General features: G+C 68.8%; 20 protein-coding genes. 7 read left to right on the top strand and 13 right to left on the bottom strand.

The genetic code is table 11. From position 1 onward, the window contains the following. Positions 1-20: 20 nt before the first annotated feature. The 3 genes from AC2YHT_RS20440 to AC2YHT_RS20430 form a co-directional block, all read right to left on the bottom strand. A complete protein-coding gene (locus tag AC2YHT_RS20440) occupies positions 21-986 on the bottom strand; it encodes a bifunctional helix-turn-helix transcriptional regulator/GNAT family N-acetyltransferase (protein ID WP_487291732.1) in 966 nt (321 codons plus the stop codon). Between the two features lie 135 nt (positions 987-1,121). Next, the gene (locus tag AC2YHT_RS20435) at positions 1,122-1,376 is read right to left on the bottom strand and encodes a low temperature requirement protein A (RefSeq protein ID WP_110121231.1); all 255 of its coding nucleotides are present in this window, start codon (positions 1,374-1,376) and stop codon (positions 1,122-1,124) included. A 29-nt stretch (positions 1,377-1,405) separates the two neighbouring features. Beyond that, positions 1,406-1,954 carry a TlpA family protein disulfide reductase gene (locus tag AC2YHT_RS20430; protein WP_487291731.1) on the bottom strand — a complete coding sequence of 183 codons (549 nt, stop codon included), beginning with the start codon at positions 1,952-1,954 and terminating at the stop codon, positions 1,406-1,408. Positions 1,955-2,095: 141 nt separating this feature from the next. Between AC2YHT_RS20430 and pip the strand changes: the two genes are divergently transcribed. Next, positions 2,096-3,085 (top strand): prolyl aminopeptidase, encoded by a 990-nt coding sequence (pip, locus tag AC2YHT_RS20425; protein WP_110121227.1) that lies wholly within the window; start codon positions 2,096-2,098, stop codon positions 3,083-3,085. A gap of 213 nt (positions 3,086-3,298) precedes the next feature. On the opposite strand, the gene AC2YHT_RS20420 is transcribed toward pip, so the two are convergent. Beyond that, positions 3,299-4,480: a low temperature requirement protein A gene (locus tag AC2YHT_RS20420; protein WP_487291730.1), complete on the bottom strand. Its 1,182-nt coding sequence runs from the start codon at positions 4,478-4,480 to the stop codon at positions 3,299-3,301. A gap of 86 nt (positions 4,481-4,566) precedes the next feature. Here AC2YHT_RS20420 and AC2YHT_RS20415 point away from each other — a divergent pair, with 86 nt between their 5' ends. The 5 genes from AC2YHT_RS20415 (at position 4,567) to AC2YHT_RS20395 (ending at position 10,099) form a co-directional block, all read left to right on the top strand. Next, positions 4,567-5,073 (top strand): hypothetical protein, encoded by a 507-nt coding sequence (locus tag AC2YHT_RS20415; RefSeq protein WP_487291729.1) that lies wholly within the window; start codon positions 4,567-4,569, stop codon positions 5,071-5,073. A 240-nt stretch (positions 5,074-5,313) separates the two neighbouring features. After that, a complete protein-coding gene (locus AC2YHT_RS20410) occupies positions 5,314-6,723 on the top strand; it encodes an O-antigen ligase family protein (protein ID WP_487291728.1) in 1,410 nt (469 codons plus the stop codon). Beyond that, a complete protein-coding gene (locus AC2YHT_RS20405; protein ID WP_487291727.1) occupies positions 6,720-7,586 on the top strand; it encodes a 50S ribosomal protein L11 methyltransferase in 867 nt (288 codons plus the stop codon). The genes AC2YHT_RS20410 and AC2YHT_RS20405 overlap by 4 nt, the downstream gene beginning before the upstream one ends. A 209-nt stretch (positions 7,587-7,795) precedes the next feature. Beyond that, a complete protein-coding gene (locus AC2YHT_RS20400) occupies positions 7,796-8,242 on the top strand; it encodes a hypothetical protein (protein ID WP_487291726.1) in 447 nt (148 codons plus the stop codon). Between the two features lie 42 nt (positions 8,243-8,284). Further along, positions 8,285-10,099 (top strand): aminopeptidase P family protein, encoded by a 1,815-nt coding sequence (locus AC2YHT_RS20395; RefSeq protein WP_487291725.1) that lies wholly within the window; start codon positions 8,285-8,287, stop codon positions 10,097-10,099. Positions 10,100-10,274: 175 nt separating this feature from the next. Here AC2YHT_RS20395 and AC2YHT_RS20390 read toward each other — a convergent pair whose 3' ends face one another. The 4 genes from AC2YHT_RS20390 to dapA form a co-directional block, all read right to left on the bottom strand. Continuing rightward, on the bottom strand, positions 10,275-10,694 hold the full coding sequence (locus AC2YHT_RS20390; RefSeq protein WP_487291724.1) for a DUF2147 domain-containing protein: 420 nt from the start codon (positions 10,692-10,694) through the stop codon (positions 10,275-10,277). Between the two features lie 151 nt (positions 10,695-10,845). Then, on the bottom strand, positions 10,846-12,006 hold the full coding sequence (locus AC2YHT_RS20385) for an acyltransferase family protein (RefSeq protein WP_487291723.1): 1,161 nt from the start codon (positions 12,004-12,006) through the stop codon (positions 10,846-10,848). Positions 12,007-12,237: 231 nt separating this feature from the next. Continuing rightward, complete coding sequence (smpB, locus tag AC2YHT_RS20380; RefSeq protein WP_058349779.1) at positions 12,238-12,696, bottom strand: SsrA-binding protein SmpB; 459 nt, start codon at positions 12,694-12,696, stop codon at positions 12,238-12,240. Further along, on the bottom strand, positions 12,696-13,580 hold the full coding sequence (gene dapA / locus AC2YHT_RS20375) for a 4-hydroxy-tetrahydrodipicolinate synthase (protein ID WP_487291722.1): 885 nt from the start codon (positions 13,578-13,580) through the stop codon (positions 12,696-12,698). The genes smpB and dapA overlap by 1 nt, the downstream gene beginning before the upstream one ends. Positions 13,581-13,834: 254 nt before the next feature. Between dapA and AC2YHT_RS20370 the strand changes: the two genes are divergently transcribed. Beyond that, entirely contained in the window at positions 13,835-15,955 is a 2,121-nt protein-coding gene (locus AC2YHT_RS20370; protein WP_487291721.1) for a lytic transglycosylase domain-containing protein, read from the top strand. 82 nt (positions 15,956-16,037) lie between these two features. On the opposite strand, the gene AC2YHT_RS20365 is transcribed toward AC2YHT_RS20370, so the two are convergent. The 5 genes from AC2YHT_RS20365 to AC2YHT_RS20345 form a co-directional block, all read right to left on the bottom strand. Beyond that, the gene (locus AC2YHT_RS20365; RefSeq protein WP_487291720.1) at positions 16,038-16,982 is read right to left on the bottom strand and encodes a CPBP family intramembrane glutamic endopeptidase; all 945 of its coding nucleotides are present in this window, start codon (positions 16,980-16,982) and stop codon (positions 16,038-16,040) included. Positions 16,983-17,528: 546 nt separating this feature from the next. Continuing rightward, entirely contained in the window at positions 17,529-17,963 is a 435-nt protein-coding gene (locus tag AC2YHT_RS20360) for a hypothetical protein (RefSeq protein WP_487291719.1), read from the bottom strand. Positions 17,964-18,087: 124 nt separating this feature from the next. Continuing rightward, positions 18,088-19,065 (bottom strand): alpha/beta hydrolase, encoded by a 978-nt coding sequence (locus tag AC2YHT_RS20355; RefSeq protein WP_487291718.1) that lies wholly within the window; start codon positions 19,063-19,065, stop codon positions 18,088-18,090. Positions 19,066-19,130: 65 nt separating this feature from the next. After that, entirely contained in the window at positions 19,131-19,943 is an 813-nt protein-coding gene (locus AC2YHT_RS20350; RefSeq protein WP_487291717.1) for a TrmH family RNA methyltransferase, read from the bottom strand. A gap of 18 nt (positions 19,944-19,961) precedes the next feature. Beyond that, complete coding sequence (locus AC2YHT_RS20345; RefSeq protein ID WP_487291716.1) at positions 19,962-21,218, bottom strand: MFS transporter; 1,257 nt, start codon at positions 21,216-21,218, stop codon at positions 19,962-19,964. Positions 21,219-21,345 lie beyond the last annotated feature (127 nt).

Below are 21,345 nucleotides of genomic sequence, written 5' to 3'. Positions count from 1 at the left end.
CGTTTTCAGCCCTCGGGTGATCACCCCCTGAACCGCATGGCCACGTCGCAGCGCTCGTAGCGCGAACCGAACAGGGCCATCACCTCGGCGTCGTGTTCGAAGCCCAGCTTCTCGTAGAGGTGCACGGCCGGCCCGCACTTGGTGTTGGTCAGCAGGTAGAGCTTCTCGCTCGCCCCCATCGCCTTCGCCCGCTTGATCGCCTCGACCAGCAGGAACTCGCCGACCTTGCGGCCCCGCGCCGACTTCGACACGCCCATCTTGGTCAGCTCGAACCAGCCGTCCTTGGCCTTCATCAGCGCGCAGGTCCCGACCACGCCCAGGTAGGGCGTCTGGGCGAACAGGATCGCCCCGCCCTTGTCGATGATCCGCTCACGCGGGTTGGACAGCAGGTCGATGTCGTTGGCCTCCAGGGCGAACATCTCCTCGATCCATTCGGCGTTGATGCGATGGAACGGCTCAGCCAGCTCGTCGGAGAAGTCGCGCACGGTCATCGACGGGGCCAGGGTGCGGTCGGCCAAGGTGCGATCGACGAGCGAGCGGCGGTCCAGTTCGGCTTCGATGTCGGCGATAGCGTCCATGAGCTGCTGATGTCGCCCCCCGCACAGCGATATCGCGGCCGCCTCCACCCGGGGCCACAGATCGTTTTCCAGCTTGTCCATCAAGGCCTCGCCGGCGGGGCTCAGCGACAGCAGCTTGTGGCGCTGGTCGCGCCCTTCCCTGCTGGCCTCGACCAGCCCCTGCTCGATCAGCGCCTGGAGGGCGCGCGTGGCGGTGGGCTGGCTGATGCGCAGGTGCTGGGCGATGGCCCCGACCGTCCGCGGCCCCTCGCGGCGCAGCACCGCCAGCAGCGGCTGCTGGGCCGGCTGCACCGGCAGGTCCATGGCCTGCAGGATCGCCCCGGCCTCGGTCTGCAACCGGTCGCCCAGGCGCTTGAGGCGGCTTCCCAGGAACGTCACGCCAAGGTCGGAGAGGGTGTCGGAGGTCATGAGCGCCATCATGCAGAATTATATATAGCAAGCTATATACCTAGCTATACGCATTACGGTCAAGACGACGCCAGAAGCGCTAGCTCGGCCCGGCGGTGTCGCTATCGATGTCGCGGAAGGGCGCCTTGCCCGCCCCTACTGACGCGGCTTGAGCCGTTCGGCGCGTCGGCGCATGGCGGCCGCCAGTTGCAACAGGGCCAGCGCCGAGGCTTCGTCGCGCTCGGCCGCGCGCATGGTGTAGACGCGCGCCAGAACCACCAGCGCCTCCGGCCGGTCCAGCCCCTCGGCGCCGAACATGTCGGCGATCGACTGGTCCAGCTCGATCAGCTGGTCGTCGCTCAGCAGATCCAGCAGTTCGTCGTCGGAGAAGTCTTCAGGCGTATTGCTCATGCGCCCCGACATAGCAGACCTTTCGGCCGCTAGGCGACCGGCGCCGGCGTGGCCTCGATGGGACGCGGCTCGGCCAGCAAGGGTTTCAGCAGTTTCGAGAAGCTGCCGTAGGTGAAACTGCCCGAGTCAGCGTGGCGCACCACGCCCTGGCGGTCGATGACGAAACTGGTCGGCACGGCGTTGTCGATCTTGCCATAGCCCTTGCCCGTCAGCCGCTTGGCCAGCGGGAAGGCCAGCACCTTGGCGAGGTCGCGCAGGGCGCGCTCCGGCGGCGAATCCTCGACGCTGATGGCGTAGATGCGCAGGCCCGCCCCGCTGCGCTCGCGCATGAACTGGTCCATGGCCGGCATCTCGGCGCGGCAGGGGCCGCACCAGGTGGCCCAATAGTTCAGCACAACGACATCGCCGGCCATCTCGGTCGACTTGATGACCTGGTGATCGAAGGTCGAGATCGTGAACGGCGGCGCGACGTCGCCCACCGCAGCCTGCTTGCCCTTGGCCCAGGACAGGCTCGGCGTCGCCAGGCCCGTCGTCGCCCCCATCGCAGCAAGGGCCGCCATCACTTCGCGCCGCCGCATGTCCCCTCCGTACGCCAGGTGCTCATGCGGCGTTATCGCCAGGGTTGCCCGCGGTCAAGCTTACTCCCGCCCCCTCTCGACAACGACCGAACCGTGACGAAGCGCGTTCACAGGGGCAAGCAAACCGCCTAGGTTCTGTCTATGGACCGTCATGCTTCCCTCGCAGCCATGTCCGCCATCGGCCGTCGCGGCCTGTTCCGCGAGGTCGAACCGTTCTCATTCGGCTGGTTGTCGGTCGGCGGGCCGCACGAGATCTATTACGAGGAATGCGGCGCGCCGCGCGGCAAGCCGGCGGTGATCCTGCACGGCGGCCCCGGCGGGGCGATCAACCCGACCATGCGGCGGTTCTTCGATCCCGGCCGCTGGCGCATGGCCCTGTTCGACCAGCGCGGCTGCGGCCGCTCTCGCCCCAACGCCAGCCTCGACGACAACACCACCTGGAGCCTGATCGCCGACATCGAGCGGCTGCGCGAGCACCTGGGCGTCGAGAAATGGACCGTGTTCGGCGGCTCCTGGGGCTCCACGCTCGCCCTGGCCTACGCCATCAAGCATCCCGACCGGGTCGAGGGGCTGGTGCTGCGCGGCGTCTTCCTGCTGACCGAGAAGGAGCTGAACTGGTTCTACCAGGACGGCGCCTCGATGCTGTTCCCCGACGCCTGGGAGCGTTTCCTGGCCCCGATCCCGGTCGAGGAGCGCGGCGACCTGATGGCCGCCTATCACAAGCGCCTCGTCCATCCCGACCGCCGCGTCCAGGCCGAGGCCGCCAACGCCTGGAGCCAGTGGGAGGGCGACACCATATCGCTGCGCGGCCCGGAGGCCCGGCCGCCGAAATTCAACGAAGAAGACTTCGCCATCGCCTTCGCGCGGATCGAGAGCCACTTCTTCGTCAATCGCGGCTTCTTCCCCGAGGACGGCTGGATCCTGAAGAACATCGAGACGATCCGGCACATTCCGGCCTGGATCGTCCAGGGCCGCTTCGACGTGGTGACACCGCTCGCCAGCGCCTGGGCCCTGCACCGCGCCTGGCCCTCGGCCCATTTCGAGATCGTCTGGGACGCCGGCCACGCCTCGACCGAGCCCGGCGTCATCGACGGCCTGGTCCGGGCCACCGACGCGGCGTTCGGGCGGTAGGCTGTTTGTCCCCTCTTCCATAGGGAGAGGGAGGGGCCCGCCGCGAAGCGGTGGGAGGGTGAGGGGTTTCACCGCCGGCCTGCAAATCCCAAAGCGTTCAAACCCAAGCCGCACGGCCGCGTCCAGTTCGGAGAGAGTGTAACCTCTCACCCTCCCACGCCTACGGCGTGGGCCCCTCCCTCTCTCAAAGAGAGAGGGTTCCCGAACGCCCCCTCAAGCCCCCAGGTGCTTGCCCCGCCGCTTGATCGCCAGGCTCTCCCAGGCCGCCACCGCCAGCAGCACCACCGTCGTCAGCAGCGACAGCACCAGCGGCGAGACCGCCATCGCCACAAGGGCCAGCAGCCCCAGCGCCGCGATGCCGGCGATCCGCGAAGGCGACCAGATGCGGAACACCGCCTTCTTGAACAGCACCCCGCCCAGCAGGAACAGCAGCGGCCCGCCGATCAGGGCCATGGCGGTCTTGAGGTCCGCGTGGCCGACCGGATGGTGGATCACCCACTCGTCGCCGACCGCCGCCACGATGATCCCCGCCACCGGCAGCAGGTGGCTGTAGGTGTAGGCCACCCGCGCCACCCGGCCCGGATCGTCGGAATGGCTGATCGCCTCGCTGGCGGCTTCGGCGGTGAAGGAGAAATAGATCCACCACATGGCCAGGCTGGCCACGAACGACGAGGCGAAGGCCGCCGTCACCGCCGGCGTCCAGTCCAGGCCCGCGGCCGTGGCGCCCATCACCAGGATCGACTCGCCCAGGGCGATGATCGTGAACAGGGCGCAGCGCTCGGCCAGGTGCGCCCCTTCCACCGTCCAGTCGGCCGTCTTGGAACGGCCCAGGCCCGGGGTCCAGAAGCCGGCGGCGGGCGAGGCGTATTCGATGGCGATGGCGGCGGCCCAGCAGGCCAGGCGCAGCTCGTCGTGCAGCAGACCGCCGGCGATCCACAGCACGCCCGAGACGCTCAGCCAGGCGCTGATCCGGAGGAAGTTCAGCCGCAGACCCTCGTCGGCCCGCACGCACCACAGGGTGAACAGGCTGCGCCCCACCTGAATGCCGACATAGGCCAGGGCGAACAGCAGGCCCCGCCCCTCGAAGGCCTGCGGGATCGACATGGCCAGCACCATGCCCGCGGCCATAACCACGAACAGCATGATCCGCACCGGCGGCCGCTCGGGGTCCAGCCAGTTGGTGACCCAGGCGGTGTAGACCCAGGCCCACCAGACGGCCATCAGCAGCAGGCCCGTCTCCAGCACGCCCAACGGGCTCGGATGGCCGATCAGGCCATGCGACAGCTGGGTGATGGCGAAGACGAACACCAGGTCGAAGAACAGCTCGACATAGGTCACCCGCGCATGGCCGCCCTCGCGCGCCCGCAGCAGGCCGCCCACCTTCCTGCTCGTCATGTCCGCTCCTTCGTTCTTTCGCCCAGACTTCCGCCCTGAATCGGAAGCTAGCCAGAACGAATTGGCGGCTGAAGCGCTATCCTCGCATGACGCCGTTCGATCTCCTGAAAACCCGCGCCGCCATCGTCGGCCTCCCCCTCGCCCTGACCCTGGGCGCGGTGGCCGGCGTCGCCATGCAGATCGGTCCGCAGGAGGCCGAACCCGGCGCCTATGTCGAGGTTCACGGCAGCCAGTACGCCGAGGCCGCGCCCATGGTCTGGCCGGCCGGCAAGGTCCCCGACTACGTCATCGGCCAGGACTTCCTGCGCCCGTCGCAGGACCAGACGCCGGTGGTGCTGACCTCGGCCGATCTCGTCGGCATGGGTCCCGAGATGGGCCTGATCGAACCGGCCAGCTACGAGCCCGCCGACCAGGACATCGTCTCGGCCTCCGGCGCCACAGCCGCCGCCATGGACCAGCCGCCGGTTCCCACCGAACCCGCCGACGCCCCCCGCGCCAGCTACGCCTCGACCAGCGGCGACATCCTCGACAAGCGCCTTCCGGAAGAAGTCGTGACGGGCCCGCCGACGGAAATGGCGGCGTCATCCTACTGATCCTTCTCCCCTTGCGGGAGAAGGTGTCGGCGAAGCCGACGGATGAGGGGTCTCTCAAACATTAAACGCTTCGCCCGGACCTAGCCGCCGCACGCGGTGTCGAGATCTGAGAGACCCCTCACCCGACCTCCTTCGGAGGCCACCCTCTCCCGCAAGGGGAGAGGGATTTAGGCCTCCCCCTTGCACCCATCCCGCCAAGCGAAGCGACACTGTGCCGTTTCGCGCCACACGGGAACGCAGATGGACGCGGCGGCGCCGGAACGGGACGAGCACGAGGGAGGGATCCTGCGCACGCTGGAGGCCTGGGCCTGCGGCTTCGTGCTGTTCATGCTGTCCAACGCCCTGATCGGCCCGCTCCTCGACCCCGAACAGGCCGGCGGCGAGGACATGCCGATCCTTCGCCTGATGTGGCTGCCGGTCTACGCCCTGATCCTGGGACTGGTGATGTGGCGCGCGCCCCGCCTCATGAAGTTCTGGCTGCCGGCGAGCGTGCTCAGCCTGCTGGTCTTCTGGGTGTTCGCCTCGTCGTCGTGGTCGTTCGATCCGGGCACCACCAACCGCCGGGCCCTGGCCGCGGCCTTCACCACCCTGTTCGGTTTCTATTTCGCCGCCAGCTTCGACGGCCGCCGCATGGCCGAGATCCTGGCGACCACCTTCCTGATCCTCGGCGCCGGCGGCCTGCTGGCGGCGATCGCCTATCCCAAGATGGGCGTGCAGCACGACATCAACGCCGGCGACTGGCGCGGCCTGTGGTTCGAGAAGAACCAGATGGGCGCGATGATGGTCTACGGCGCCCTGGCCTCGATGGCCGCCATCCTGGCCGGCACGCGCCACCGCAAGCTCTTCATCGCCGCCATCGTGCTCTGCGCCTTCATGATCGTGATGAGCAAGTCCAAGACCTCGCTGATGGTGCTTATGATCGGCCTGGCGGGCTCGGGCCTGCTGGGCATGATGCGGCGCGGCCCGGCCACGGCGATCACCATGGTCTGGCTGGGCGTCACCGTGGTCGGCGGCCTGGCCCTGGTCATGTGGCTGGCCCCTGAACTGCTCTTCAAGGCCCTGGGCAAGGACCCCACCCTGACCGGCCGCACCGAGATCTGGGACGCCCTGCTGCGCCAGTCGGCCAAGGCCCCGATCACCGGCTACGGCTATGCGGTGTTCTGGCGCGACGAGTCGGTGCCGGCCATGTTCATCCGCAAGGAAACCGGCTGGAACGTGCCGACCGCCCACAACGGCTGGCTCGACGTGCTGGCCCAGTTGGGCTGGGTGGGCGTCGCCCTTTCGGCGCTGGTGCTGGGCCTGCCGCTGCTGGTCGCCCTGTTCCGCTTCGACAAGGTACGCGACGGCTATTGGGCGACGCTGTTCCTGGTCATCTTCCTGATCACCACCTTCTCGGAAAGCTTCATCCTGGAGCGCAACGGCATCGCCTGGGCCCTGGCCTGCGCGGCCGCCACGCGCCTGCTCGGCCCCGCCCTGGGCTTCGCCCGCAACGCCGAACCCAAGGCCGCGCGAGCCCCCCGAGAAGAGGCGCCGCTGACCTGGCGCCTGGCCCCGCCCGAGCCGATCCCGGAAATTTGGAGCCCCGCCCCCGTCTTCGGGCGACGCACGGTCTCGCCTTTGGCGGCGCGTACGACTATTGGAGCGGCATGACCGACTACACGCCCCAGCAGATCGTCGCCCGCGGCGCCCGCGCCGACGCCGAAGCCGCCGCCGACGCCATCGACAACATGCCCGGCCTCGAAGGCGCGACCTACTCGATCCTGGAAGAGGACGAGGACAAGAACATCTGGCGCATCGACGCCTTCCCGACCACGGACGAGGAAGACGCCGGCCTGCTGGAGCTGCTGGGCGGCTTCCCGCTGAAGGTCGTGCGCGAGACCCTGGCCGACGCCGACTGGCTGGCCATGGCGCTGTCGGGCCTGCCGCCGGTGCGCGCCGGCCGCTTCTTCGTCTACGGCATGCACGACCGCGGCCGCCTGCCGGCCAGCACGGTCAACCTGCGCATCGAGGCGGGCGCCGCCTTCGGCACCGGCCACCACGGCACCACTGTCGGCTGCCTGCAGGCCTATGACCGCCTGATCAAGGCCAAGAAGTTCAACAAGGTGCTCGACGTCGGCGCCGGCACCGGCCTGCTGGCCATCGCCGCCGCCCGCACGGGCTCCAAGCTCGCCGTCGGCACCGACATCGACAAGCCGTCGGTGCGCATCGCCCGCGAGAACGCCCTGGTCAACAAGGCCAACGCCCGCTTCGTCCACGCCTCGGGCCTGGGCCACCGCCTGGTCGCCGACAACGCCCCCTACGATCTCGTCTTCGCCAACATCCTGGCCCGGCCGCTGATCAGCCTGGTGCAGGACATCAAGCGCGCCCTGGTCCCCGGCGGCACGGTCATCCTGTCGGGCCTGCTGCGCACCCAGGAACGCATGGTCAAGGCCGCCTACCTGTCGCGCGGCTTCCGCGTGAAGACCCGCATCCACCGCGACGCCTGGGCGACGCTGGTGCTCGAGCGGCCCTGATAAAAGCACCTCTCCTATAAGGAGAGGGAGGGGCCCGCGCCGTCAGGCGTGGGAGGGTGAGGTGTTACAACCTCACCCGTTTTACCCCCTCACCCTCCCATTGCTGCGCAATGGGTCCCTTCCTCTCCCCATGGGAGAGGTGAGACAGAGCGGAACACCTCCGCTTGGCTCCACGTTTCCTCGAACAACAACGTTCCAGGACGAGAGCCATGACCTATACCGATCCTTCCCTCCCCCCGGTCCAGCGACAGCCTGAGCGCGTCGTCGAGGTTCGCCGCGAATCGAGTCCCCTGGGCTGGCTGGTGGCCGGCGTGGTGGCCATCGTGGCGGTGATCGCCGTGGCCTTCATGCTGACCTCGCGACCGATGGACGCCTCCACCGACCAGATCGCCCAGGCCCAGGAGCAGGGCCGCGCCGCCGGCCTGATCGAAGGCGCGCAGGTCGGCCTCCAGACCGGCGCCCAGCAGGCGCAAGCCGCCGCCGAGAGCTCGGCCCGTGACGCCGCCGCGGCCGCCGACGCCGTCCGCCGCCAGACCGAAGCCCAGGCGCAAAGCGCCGCCGACGCCGCCCAGGACGCCGCCGCCAACGCCCCCCCTGCGAATGGGGCCACCACCGACGGCACGGCGCCGTCGCCCAACCCCGACCGCCTGCAATAAGTCCCCTTTTCAGGTCGGCGCATGGGGCCTAAATCGGTGCCCATGCGCCAGACCTTCGATGAATCCACCGATCCGGGCTTTGGCCCGCGCCACGTTCCGCTGATCCGCGAGGCCATGGCCCGCCAGGGTCTGGACGGCTTCCTCGTGCCCCACGAGGACGAGCACCAGAACGAATACCTGCCCGCCGCCAACGACCGCCTGGCCTGGGCCAGCGGCTTCACCGGCTCGGCCGGCGCCGGCGTCATCATGAGCGACCGCGCCGCCGTGTTCGTCGATGGCCGCTACACGCTTCAGGTCCGCGAGCAGGTCGACCAGGGCGTGTTCGAGATCCGCGACCTCGTCGAGGGCGGCGTCCCGGCCTATCTGGAAACCGCCAGGTCGGGCGCCGTCATCGGCTACGACGCCCGCCTGCACAGCCCCGCCGCGCTGGAGGCCCTGAAGGCCGCCGCCGCCCGCGCCGGCGCCACGCTGAAGCCCGTCGCAGCCAATCCGCTCGACGAAGCCTGGGGCCGGCAGCGCCCGGCCCAGCCCCAGGCTCCGGTCGTGCCCCACCCGACGCAGTACGCCGGCGAGGAATCCTCGGCCAAGCGCGCCCGCGTCGGCGCGGGGCTCACCTCGACCTTGGGCGCCGACGCGGCGGTGATCACCGCCCCGGCCTCGATCGCCTGGCTGTTCAACATCCGCGGCGGCGACGTCATCCGCACGCCCCTGCCGCTGGCCCAGGCCGTGCTGCGCGCCGACGGCTCGGCCCGCCTGTTCCTCGACCCGGCCAAGGTGACCGAAGAGCTTCCCGCCTGGCTCGGCAACGAGGTCTCGCTGGAAACCCCAGAAGCTCTGGAAGGCGCTCTGGCTGACCTCGCAGGCAAGTCGGTGCTGGTCGACCCGGCCCAGTCCTCGGCCTGGTACTTCGACACCCTGACCACCGCCGGCGCCAAGGTCGTGCGGGGCATGGACCCCTGCACCCTGCCCCGCGCCTGCAAGAACGGCGTCGAGCTGGACGGCACGCGCGAGGCCCACCGCCGCGACGGCGCCGCCCTGACCCGCTTCCTGCATTGGCTGGCCACCGAGGGCCAGGTCAGCCCGCCGGACGAGAAGGAGGCCGTCGCCAAGCTGGAAAGCTTCCGCGAGGCCACCGGCGTGCTGAAGGACCTGTCGTTCGACACCATCGGCGCGGCCAACGGCCACGGCGCCCTGCCCCACTATCGCCCGACCGAGCGCAGCAACGAGCGCGCCGCCCTGGGCTCCCTGCTGCTGGTCGACAGCGGCGGCCAGTATCTGGACGGCACCACCGACGTCACCCGCACCGTGGCGATCGGCGAGCCCACGGCCGAGATGGTCCAGCGCAACACGCTCGTCCTGAAGGGCCACCTGGCCATCGCCCGCCTGCGCTTCCCGGCCGGCACCACCGGCTCGGCCATCGACGCTCTCGCCCGCATGGCGCTTTGGGCCCACGGCCTGGACTACGACCACGGCACCGGCCACGGCGTCGGCGTCTATCTGGGCGTGCACGAGGGTCCGCAGCGGATCAGCAAGGCGCCTAACACCATCGCCCTGCAGCCCGGCATGATCGTCTCCAACGAGCCCGGCTACTACAAGGACGGCGAATACGGCATCCGCATCGAGAACCTGGAAGTCGTCATGCCCGCCGAGACCGTCGGCGGCGGCGACCGCCCGATGCACCGCTTCGAGGCCCTGACGCTCGCCCCCATCGACCGCCGCCTTGTCGACAAGGCCCTGCTCACGGCCGAGGAAGTCGCCCAGTTCGACGCCTACCACGCCCGGGTGCTGAGGGAGATCGGCCCGCGGCTTGAGCCGGAAGTGCGGGCGTGGCTGGAAGAGGTGTGTAAGCCCCTGTGATCCTTCTCCCCTTGCGGGAGAAGGTGTCGGCGAAAGCCGACGGATGAGGGGTCTCTCAAACGCAAAACGCCGCGACAGCCGATCAGCTGTCGCGGCGTTTCTGTTCGTGCAACCCCTCACCCGACCTCGCTCCGCGAGGCCACCCTCTCCCGCAAGGGGAGAGGGATCGGTGAACCTACTTCAACCGCGTCCAGACCTGCGTCTTGCACAGCGGCGCGACGATGCAGCCCTTGAGCTTCAGCTTGTCGGGCGAGGTCATGGTGATGGTGCCCGAATAGGTGCCGCCGTCGTCGGCGTTGTAGACCTTGCCGCCGGTCCATTTCTCGGGACCGCCGCTGAAGCCCCACAGCATCTGCATGCCCTTCAGCGGGCGCGTGCGCAGCGAGGCGTCCTTGTTCTTGACGTCCTTCTTGGACGGGTCGGTCTTGATGTGGTCGGAGGTCACCAGCTTGCCGCACAGGCTGTTGCCGCAGCGGCTGACCTCGACCTGGCCGCCGTTGGTCTCGGTCAGCCAGAGGCCGGTGATGTCGGCGGCCATGGCCGGCGCGACGAAGGCGGCGCTGGCGACGGCGGCGAGAATGGCGGTCCTGAGCATACAGTTACGACTCCCTAAGAGCCTGCCCGCTTCGGATTGACCGAAGCGGATAAGCAGGCTCGCTGTTTCTGCGCGTAGTGTTTGGAACGCGCGTTTTATCCCTCGTCGCCTATCTCGCCGTTAGGGGCAAGGCGATTTCAGGGCCTTGTTTTCAAGGTAGGGTCGTAACCATCGTCTGGGCGCTGGGGTTCCGTGCGCCCTTCCTGCCCCAGCCGGCGGTGAACCGCTCCAGGTAAGGCTTCAGCCAGTCCTGCAGCGGCGCATCGACCAGGCGTTCGAACACCCAGGCGAAGGCGATCGCCGCCGGGAAGGCCATGGCCCAGATCACCCAGTGCGCGGCCTGGTGCAGCTCGACCTTCTGGTCGAGGACGCGTTGCAGGGCGAACCACACCACGCCCACGAACTGGTTGGTCAGGTACAGCGAGAACGACAGGCGCCCGCCGGTCTTGGCCCAGGTCCAGCCGTTCTGAGCCGAGCCGCTGGCGACGAAGATCAGCAGGCCCAGCAGAGCCAGGCTCGGATAGGCGTATTCGCCGACCACGTTCAGCGCCACGAAGCCGACGATGGCGAAGGCCGCCAGGGCGTCGGCCAGCTTCGGGCCGATCACCACCTCGCGGGCCAGGCGGGCGATCAGCACGCCCATCAGGAACAGCGGAATGGCGCGGTAGAGGCCGTTGCGCAGGTGCAGGTGGAACGACGGCAGGCCGAAGGCGGCGCGGGCGAAGGCGTCCACCGCCACGAAGATCGCCAGGCCGATCGCCAGGGCCAGCCACGGCGAGCGGATCTTGCCGAACACCCGCCAGATGGTCGGGAACAGGGCGTAGCAGACCAGCAGGGCCGACAGCGTCCAGGTCGGCATGTTCCAGCCCGACGGCCCCTGGAAGCCCCAGGTCTGGATGAGGAAGATCTGCGCGGGCAGCTGGTCCCACTGGTACCATTGCGGATTGCGGGCCGGCAGGCCCAGCAGCGAGGTCGCCAGCACCAGGGCGACGAAGGCGGCGATCATCACGAGGTGCGCCGGCCACACCCGGGCCACGCGCTTGAGCAGGAAGGCGCGGTCGTCGACCTGCCCGGCGGTGAACCGCGGCCCATAGGCCCGGCCCAGCACATAGCCCGACAGCATCAGGAAGAAGTCGGTGGCCAGATAGCCGCGCCCAAACGCCGGATGGATCGAAAACAGCGAGACCGGCGCTTGCTCGGCGTAGTGATAGACCACGATGAAGAAGGCCGCGAAGAACCGCAACGCATCCAGCGGCCCGCCACGGGACAGCGGACGCGCGGCCTTGGCCGGTTTTGCACCAATATCGGACATGGTCGGACTCCTTCGCGGAAGGAGGAGCAAGGTTGGGGCCAGGATCAAAACCCTCCCCCTGAAGGGGGAACATCTGAACCAAGGAACCTCCCCCTCTGGGGGAGGCGGCCGGAGGCCGGTGGGGGGCCGTTTTCAGCTTCCGGGACGTCGGCGGGGTCGGCAACCACTCCCCCCACCGATCGCTTCGCGATCACCTCCCCCACGGGGGGAGGTTCCTCATGGGACGGAGTATCAATCCCCCCGGTCGCCCTTCATCAGCCGCGCCTTGTCGCGCGCCCAGTCCCGGGCGGCTTCGGTCTCGCGCTTGTCGTGGTTCTTCTTGCCCTTGGCCAGGCCGATCTCGAGCTTGGCCAGGCCCTTCTCGTTCCAATAGAGCTTGAGCGGGATCAGGGTGCGGCCGTCGCGCTGCACCGCGCCGATCAGCTTCTCGATCTGCTTGCGGTGCAGCAGCAGCTTACGGTGCCGGCGCGGCTCGTGGTTGAAGCGGTTGGCGTGGCCGTAGGGAGGGATATCGGCGTTGATCAGCTTGATCTCGCGCCCTTCGACCGACGCATAGGACTCGGCGATGTTGGCCCGGCCGACGCGCAAGCTCTTCACCTCGGTGCCGGTCAGCATGATGCCGGCCTCGAAGGTTTCCTCGATGAAGTAGTCGTACCGGGCGCGCCGGTTCTCGGCGATCGGCTTGGTCATCAGACCAGACCCGCCTCGCGCATCGCTTCCAGGATCGCGGGACGCACGGCTTCGCTGCACGGCGTGATCGGCAGGCGCACGTCTTCCGTGGACAGGCCCAGCTGCGCCAGGGCGAACTTGGTCGGACCGGGCGAAGAGTCGAGGAACAGCGCCTTGTGCAGCTTGATCAGGCGGTCCTGCCAGTAGCGGGCCGTCTCCCAATCGTCGTTGAAGCAGGCGTTCATGAAGGTGGCGCAGGCGTCCGGGGCGACGTTCGAAGTCACCGAGATCACGCCGTGACCGCCGTGGGCCATGTAGCCCAGCGCCGTCGGATCATCGCCCGTCAGCAGGACCCAGTCCTCGCCGCAGGTGATGCGCTGCAGGCTGATACGGGTCAGGTCGCCGGTGGCGTCCTTGATGCCGACGATGTTGGGCAGCTTCGACAGGCGCGCCAGGGTGTCGTTGGAGATGTCGACGCCCGTGCGGCCTGGCACGTTGTAGACGAACACCGGCAGCTCCACGGCGTCGTTGATCGCCTTGTAGTGCTGGTACATGCCCTCCTGGCTCGGGCGATTGTAGTACGGCGTCACCACCAGGGCGGCGGCGGCGCCGACGGTCTTGGCGTGGCGCACCAGGTCGATGGCCTCGTCGGTCGAGTTGCTGCCGGCGCCGGCCATCACCGGCACGCGGCCGCGGGCGGTCTTCACGCACAGTTCGACGACGCGCTTGTGCTCGTCGTGCGACAGGGTCGAGGTCTCGCCCGTGGTGCCGACCGGCACCAGGCCGTGCACGCCGCCGGCGATCTGGCGCTCGACCAGCGCGACGAAGCCTTTCTCGTCGACCTCGCCGTTCTGGAACGGGGTGACCAGGGCCGGGATGACGCCCTTGAACGGGGAATGGACCATGACTTGCAATTTGCCGTGAGCAGACGCCGCAAGAGTTGCGGCTGAAACGTGGGGGCGGACAATATGTCCGGGCGCCGCCCGACCGCAACTGGCCGAGCTGACCTTTTCGAGGGTTACGCCCGCCTGGACGGGTCGATCCGGCGGCGAACCGGGCTATAGAGCGTGCATCGTCTCGGTTCCGGCCCCAAATCGGCCCTCGAAGCCGTCGTAGACAAGATAGGGGCCCAGGGCCCGCTCGTGAAGGAGACCGCGTTTTGGCTTTTGGGATTCGTCGGCTTCTCCTCGGTTGCGCCAGCTTGGTCCTGATCTCGGGCGTCGCCGACGCCCAGACTGGCCAGACCGACGAAGAGGGCCTGCCGACCGCGCCCCAGCCCTATACCGGCTCGGCCCGCCCCGGCCTGATCAGCACGCCCTACACCGCCAACAATTCCAGCCTGTCCGACAGCGACGCGGCCAATCTGCGCGCCGCCGTCATGGGCCAGCGCTCGGCCGGCGCCGTGCGCGCGGCCATGACCAGCATCTCCGACCCGCTGGCCCGCAAGATCGCCCTCTGGGCCCTGGCCGACGTCGGCGCCGAGAGCATGAGCTTCTTCGAGCTCGATCAGGCCCGCCGCGACCTGGTCGGCTGGCCCCGCGCCTCGCGCCGCGACCTGCCGGCCGAAAAAGCCCTCTCGACCTCGGGCCTGACGCCCGCCCAGACCATCGCCTGGTTCGGCGGATCCGAACCGCTGACCGCCGAGGGCGCGATGGCGCTCGCATCGGCCTACCAGGCCAGCGGCCGCGCCCAGGACGCGACCAACCTCATCCGCCGGTTCTGGCGCGGCAAGAGCTTCGAGGTCGATGCCCAGCGGGCCATGCTGGCGCGGTTCGGCGCGGTGCTGACCGCCGACGACCACGCCCGCCGCGCCGACGTGCTGCTCTATGGCCAGCAGGGCCCGGCCGCGCGCGACATGATCACCCTGCTGCCGGCCGACCAGCAGGCCGCGGCCCTGGCCCGCATCGCCCTGCGCTCGGGCGCGAGCAACGCCAACGACCTGGTGGCCGCCCTCCCCCCGGCCCAGCAGCTGTCGCCGGGCGTGGCCTTCGAGCGCGCCTCGGCTCTGCGCCGCAAGGGCATGGACGTGATGGCGCTGGAGCTGGTGCGCTACTTCCCCGCCCCGCCGCCGTCCGACGACGTCGCCGGCGCCATCTGGCGCGAGCGCAAGCAACTGGTGATGTCGGCGATCAAGAACGGCGACAGCCGCGGGGCCTACGCCGCCGCCAACGCCGGCCTGCCCGGCGGCGCCGACGCGGCCGAGGCCGAGTTCTTCGCCGGCTGGATCGCCCTCTCGCGCCTGAAGGACGCCGACGCCGCCGCCGACCACTTCGGCCGCATCGCCGAGATCGGCGCCTCGCCGATCACCCGCGGCCGCGCCCTCTACTGGCAGGGCCGCGCGGCCGAGGCCCAGGGCGACGCCATCGCCGCCCAGGCCTTCTACGGCGACGGCGCCAAGTACATCACCACCTTCTACGGCCAACTGGCCGCCGAGAAGGCCGGCATCAAGGAGATCCGGCTCGACAAGGACCCGGTGATCACGGAGGCCGACCGCGCCCGCTTCGAAAGCCGCGAACTGGTGCGCGCCGCCAAGCTGCTGCGCGACGTCGGGGCCAACGACGCCTTCCGCGCCCTGGTGCTCTATATCGACGACCAGCTGCCGACCGCGGCCGAAGAGGCCCTGCTGGTCGACTTCGCCCGCAACACCGGCGACCAGGACCTGGCCATGCGCGCGGTCCGCACCGCCGCCCAGCGCGGCTTCATCCTGCCCGAGCGCGGCTATCCCCTGCTCGACCACCACTTCACGCCGATCCCCGGCGCGGCCGAGACCGCCTTCGTCTATTCGATCTCGCGCCAGGAGAGCAATTTCGACCCCCGCGCCCGCTCGGGCGTCGGCGCGCGCGGCATGATGCAGCTGATGCCGCCCACCGCCGCCGGCGTCGCCCGCAAGCTGGGCGAAAGCCACACCGTCGATCGCCTGTTCGAGCCCGACTACAACATGCGCCTGGGCTCGGTTTACCTGGGCGACATGATCAACCGCTTCAGCGGCTCCTACATCATGGCCGCCGCGGCCTACAACGCCGGCCCCGGCCGGCCGCCGCAATGGGTGACCCTGTGCGGCGATCCGCGCGGCGCCAGCACCGACCCGCTCGACTTCATCGAGTGCATCCCGTTCAGCGAGACCCGCAACTACGTGATGCGCACCCTGGAGACCACCATGGTCTACCGCGCCCGCCTTGGCGGCGGCGTAGCCCCCCTGACCCTGTCGACCGACCTCAAGCGTGGCGGCTACAGCTACGTGCCGGGCGCGGGCACGATGGATCCGATCGGGGGGCGCTAGGGGCGGTTAGCCTCCCCTTCCGCCCGGACCTCTCCTCCCGTCATTCCCGCCCGCCTTGTGTTCGCAACCGACAAGGGCGCGGCTACGAAAGGGCTTCTGCAACGGCTTTAGGCCGCGCCTTGGACGCCGCCTTCAAGGCTCCCTTTGCGATCAGATAGGCGGAGCCTCCAGCAAGCACGATCGTCGTGGCGACGCTCGCTTCTGGGCCGAACGCCCCACCGGTTAGCCACCACGGTGCGCTCGAGACCGGCGCCAGACTCACGACGATCGGTGCGATGGCGACCTTCTGGCCGCTGACCTCCAGTCCAAAACCCGTCCCAAGCAAGGCGTTCCAGGCCGTATGGAAGGCGCACACGCCCCACAATGATCCTTCCTTGACGGCGTAGAGGCTAAGAAAGACGGCGAAAAGAAACAGGTTGAAGAGCCCGAGCACGAGCTCCTTCGAGGGATCGATATTGCTCGCATGGAGCAGAGCAAAAAAGCCGGCATTGAGAAGAACGGCGACGATCAATCCGTGCCTGGAGGCAACCAAAGGCATCAGCCAGCCACGCAACATGGTTTCTTCGGCCGCTCCCTGGATCACATACCCGGCGAACAGGGCGAGAAACGGCGTCAGAACGGCCGGCGCCAGCAAGCCCAAGGACAAATTCCCTGCGGCCTTGTAGCCACCCGCGGCGAAAATGACGCCGACGACGGCGCCGAGGCAAAGCCCTCCGACGACCAGCCCGCGCAAATAGGCGCCGGCCATTTTGCCGTTAAAGCCTAAGGCCGCCGGTGATCTGCGCTCGAACAGCAACGCCCAAGCAACGATGAGAAGTATGGTAACGCCTCCGCCGGCCAAGTAGATAGCCAGCGGCTGCCATTGCGTATCAAGGTCCGCCTTGTGATACCCCAGGGGCTTCAAGATGGCGAAGATGGTCGTCAGTTGCCCGACCAAAAAGAAAACGACGATCAGGATCAGTGCTGCGGCGGTCCACGTGCGCCGACTTTTGGCGGTGCGCGGCGCAAAAATCTCTACTCCACTCATAAGCCCCCTCCGACTGCCTCAAGACATAAATTCACATGCCGCGCGCGCATATATTGATAGATGCGCAGATCGTTCTTGGCACATGCTGTAGAGGCGCCGGGGTCAGCGCTCGGATGCAGCAGCTTTCATTAATTGTTTGTAAGAACAGTCAAGTCGCCGCCGCGAGCAAGTTTCGGCTTGGGTGAACACACGCCCTTGCGGCCGACGGAGGGGTTCCCGCCACAAGGTTGACCAAAACAGACACTCGCTCGCGACGCTGATTTGACCGTCCGAAACAGGCGGCGGGACCAACTTCGGTTCACGACCCGTTGCGGACATCAGATGCGGCGCGCCCTCTCTCTTAGAGAGAGGGAGGGGCCCATCGCGGAGCGATGGGAGGGTGAGTGGTTACACCTTCAGCCGGCGTGCCGGCACTGCGCCCGCAACAGCGCCAAGATCGTCCAGGGGCTTCGCCTACCCACTCACCCTCCCACGCCTACGGCGCGGGCCCCTCCCTCTCTCCATGAGAGAGGGTTTCGGTGACCGCAATCCACCCGTAGCGGACGTTCAGATCGACATGCGCGTCCTTAGGAAACCCAGGTAGCGGTCGTCCTGATCGGCGAATATCTCGCCGCCTGCGCCCATGTAAGCGCGAGCCAACTCATCAGCCGCCCGATCGTGTTCTCCCGCGTCGTGCAGGACCTGTCCAAGACGCAAGTGCAGGAAGGGATTGCCGACGCCGCCGGGACAATGCATCGCGTACTCGAGAGCTTCGCGCGCCGAGGTCAGGAAGCCGCCGAGAAAACACGCGTCTGCAATCGCTGCCAGTATCCACGTCGAGGCGTTCCAATTCGTCTTGGGATCGGGGACGAGTTGCCAAGCCGCATTGTAGGTAGCAACCGCTTCTTCAAACATGCGCTCGCCGGACAACCGGTCGCCCTCGGCACAAAGCGCGGTGATCTTCTCGTGGATCGAAGAGGGCAGTTCGCTCGCGTCACTCATCTCGCCAGCTAAGCCTACAGCGGGTCCGCTTTCCACCCTTAGCCAACATAAGGTCCGTCCGCTTCCTGGCGGGTTGTCGGTAGCGGTGGATGTCCCCGCCACGGGGGCGGGAATGCCGGAAGCGCTAAATCCCCTTCTTCTTCGCATAGGTCTCGAACAGCCCCGGCCAGGCCGCCACCGGCTTGCCGGCGATCGAGCGCAGACCGAAACCGTGGCCGCCCTCCTCGAAGACGTGCAGTTCGGCCGGGATCGCCTTCGCCTTCAGGGCGGCGAACATCATCAGGCTGTTCTCGACCGGCACGGCCTTGTCGTCGGCGGCGTGGACCAGGAACACCGGCGGCGTGCGCCCGCCCACCCCGGCCTCGGGCGAATAGGCCTGCACCGTCTCGAACGACGGGGCCGCGCCCAGCAACTGCTTGCGCGAGCCGGCGTGGGTCAGGCCCGCGGTCATGGTGATCACCGGATAGATCAGGGCCGACAGGTCCGGACGGGCCGACAGGTCGTCGGCGGCGTCGACGCGGTCATAGACCTCGACCTCGAAGCGGGTCGTCAGGCTGGCCGCCACATGCCCGCCGGCCGAAAAGCCCATGATGGCGATGCGGTTCTGCGCGAACTTCATCCCCGGCGCCCACGAGCGCACCAGGCGCAGAGCCCGCTGGGCGTCCTGCAGCGGCGCGTCCGGCCCCGCGCCCCAGCCGTCGCCCGGCAGGCGGTAAAGCAGCACGAAGCAGGTGTAGCCGCGATCGGCCAGCCACTGGGCGGTCTCGAAGCCTTCCTTGTCCATGACGACGCGCTCGTAGCCGCCGCCGGGCATCAGGATCACCGCCGCGCCGTTGGGCTTGCGCGGGCGGAACAGGCTGAGCGTCGGCGTGCGCGTGTGGGTCACGGCGCGGTCGCGCGGACCCTTGCCGTCGCTGCGCTCGGTCACCGTCTCCTGGGCGGTCACGCCCTGCGACCCCGGCGGATCGTTCGGCCATAGCGGCCGCACCTCGCTCGGCTCGGGAACGGCCGGCTTGCGGGCCGCGCTGGCCATGCTCGCGGTCGACAGGGCGGTGATCCCCGCCAGCAGGGCGAAGGCGCCCCGACGGTTCAGTTGCGGCATGACATTCCCTCCAAGCTTTACAAGTTGGCGCGGACCTTAAAGCGCCAGGTAACCGGTGGACAAGATCAGCGGGCGCCGCCGCCGAACCTCAGGTGATGCAGCACGATCCCGCTGGTGGTGGCCACGTTCAGCGAGTCGAAGCCATTGGCCATGGGGATGCCGATCCCTTCGGCCCGGGCGATGACGCTCGCCGACAGGCCCGGCCCTTCCGTGCCCAGCAGCACCGCCGCCCGGGCCGGCGGCTCCAGCTCCGCCAGCGTGCGCCCCGCCGACGGCGTCAAGGCCAGCGGCGTGAAGCCGGCGCCGGCCAGCAGGTCCACGGCGTCCTCGCCCTTGCCGATATGGGCCGTCGGCACGCTCAGCGTCGCCCCAACCGAGACGCGGATGGCCTTGCGGTAGAACGGATCGCAGCAGTCGGCGTCCAGCAGCACCGCATCGGCCCCGAAGGCGGCGGCGTTGCGGAAGATGCCGCCCAGATTGTCGTGATTGGCGATGCCGAACAGCGCCACCACCACCGCCCGCTCCGGCAGCCGCGCCAGGAGGTCGGCCGCCCGCGTCGCCTGCGGCTTGCGCCCCACGGCCAGCACCCCGCGATGCAGATGGAAGCCCGCGATGGCGTCCAGCACCGCCTGCTCGACCAGATAGACGGGCGTCTCGTCCGCCAGGCCGTCGAACACCTCGGCGAGCTTGTCGCGGCGCTTGGGGTCGATCAGCAGCGATTCCACCCGCTCGGGCGCGTCGCGCACGAAGGCCCGCAGCACCGTCTCGCCCTCGGCGATGAACCGCCCTTCCCGTCCCACCAGGTCGCGCTCGCGAATGTCGCGATAGGCGGCCAGGCGCGGGTCGGCGGGATCGACGATGGAGACGAACTGCGGCACGGCGGATCCGAAGGAAGACTACCGCACGCCCCGTATCGGAAGGATCGCCAGACCGCCAGCCGCCGCGAGGCACGCGGCCACCAGGAACAGCGAATGATAGTCCATGCGGCTGGGCCCCAGGAACCACACCGCCAGCACCGGGGCCAGCGCTTGCGGCAGGGTGTTGGCCAGGTTGATCACCCCCAGGTCCTTGCCGGCGTCGGCCTGCGAGGGCAGCACCTGGCTGACCAGGGCGATGTCGACCGCGTAGTAGCAGCCCGCCCCGCAGCCGAAGACCACGAACCCCATCAGCACCACGGGCCAGCCCGGCACCAGCGAGAAGGTCAGCATCGCGGTGGCCAGGATCATCGCCGCCCCGGCCGCGAACAGCTTGCGCCGTCCCAGCCGGTCGCTCAGCATGCCGAAGATCATCGCGCAGCAGACATTGGCGACGGTCGCCACCGTGGTCAGCAGGGCCAGCCCCTGCTCGGCCCGCTGGCCCGGAAACAGGGTCGGATAGCGCAGCGCGTCCTGCAGGTAGTAAAGCATGTAGCACTGGGTCAGGGTGATCGCGACCAGCACCATGAACCGGCTCACCCAGGCCAGGGCGAAGTCGGGATGCTTGCGCGGATCGACCCACAGCCCCTTGAGGAAGCCGACCAGGCTGAAGCGCTCGGCGTCGTCGGCCGTGATCGGCGTGTCCTTCAGGCGCAGGGCGAAAGGCGCGATGGCCAGGGCCAGAACCACCCCGATCGCCAGGTAGCGCGAGCCTTCCGAGGTCAGGAGGCCGCCGACCAGCACCGCGCCCGCCACCGCCCCGATGGGGTGCCCCAGGCTCAGGAACGCCGCCACCCTGCCCTTCTGGGCGTCGGGCACCCGATCGGGCAGCAGCGCCAGCAGCGCCGCGAACATCATGTTGAAGGCCAGCTGGAAGCCGATGACGCCGAGGATCAGCTCCAGCCGGCTGTCGGCCAGCATGATCGCCACGTACGAGGCCAGGGTGCCCACCAGGCCGATCAGCAGCCACGGCCGCCGCCGGCCGAAGCGCGAGGTCGTCCGGTCGCTGATCGCGCCGGCCAGCAGATTGGCGACGCTGGCGATCAGCGCGCCCCAGAACGCCGTCTGGCTCAGCACCAGCGCCTTCTGGGCCGGATCGAGCGCGGCCGCCTTCAGCGGCAGCAGCACCTGGATCAGCGGCATGAAGCTGACGAAGGCGCCCATCTGGGCGAAGGTGAAGGCGGCGATGAAACTCGGCCGGACCGGTTCGACCGGCCGGCTTGCGCCGCGATGCGACATGACTGCTCCCTGTGACCGACGCGGTCTTGCCGCCGCGTTCGCCTGCCCGGCGACCTTCGCCGCGCCGTTGCGGCCCGGCAAGAGGCGCCGGCGCCCCTCCTCCAGTTTTTTCGTAAGCTCCGGGGTC

This window comes from Caulobacter sp. SRI_008, assembly GCF_057586355.1.
Note: the sequence above shows the minus strand (reverse complement) of the source record. Positions and strands in the feature narration are given on the sequence as shown.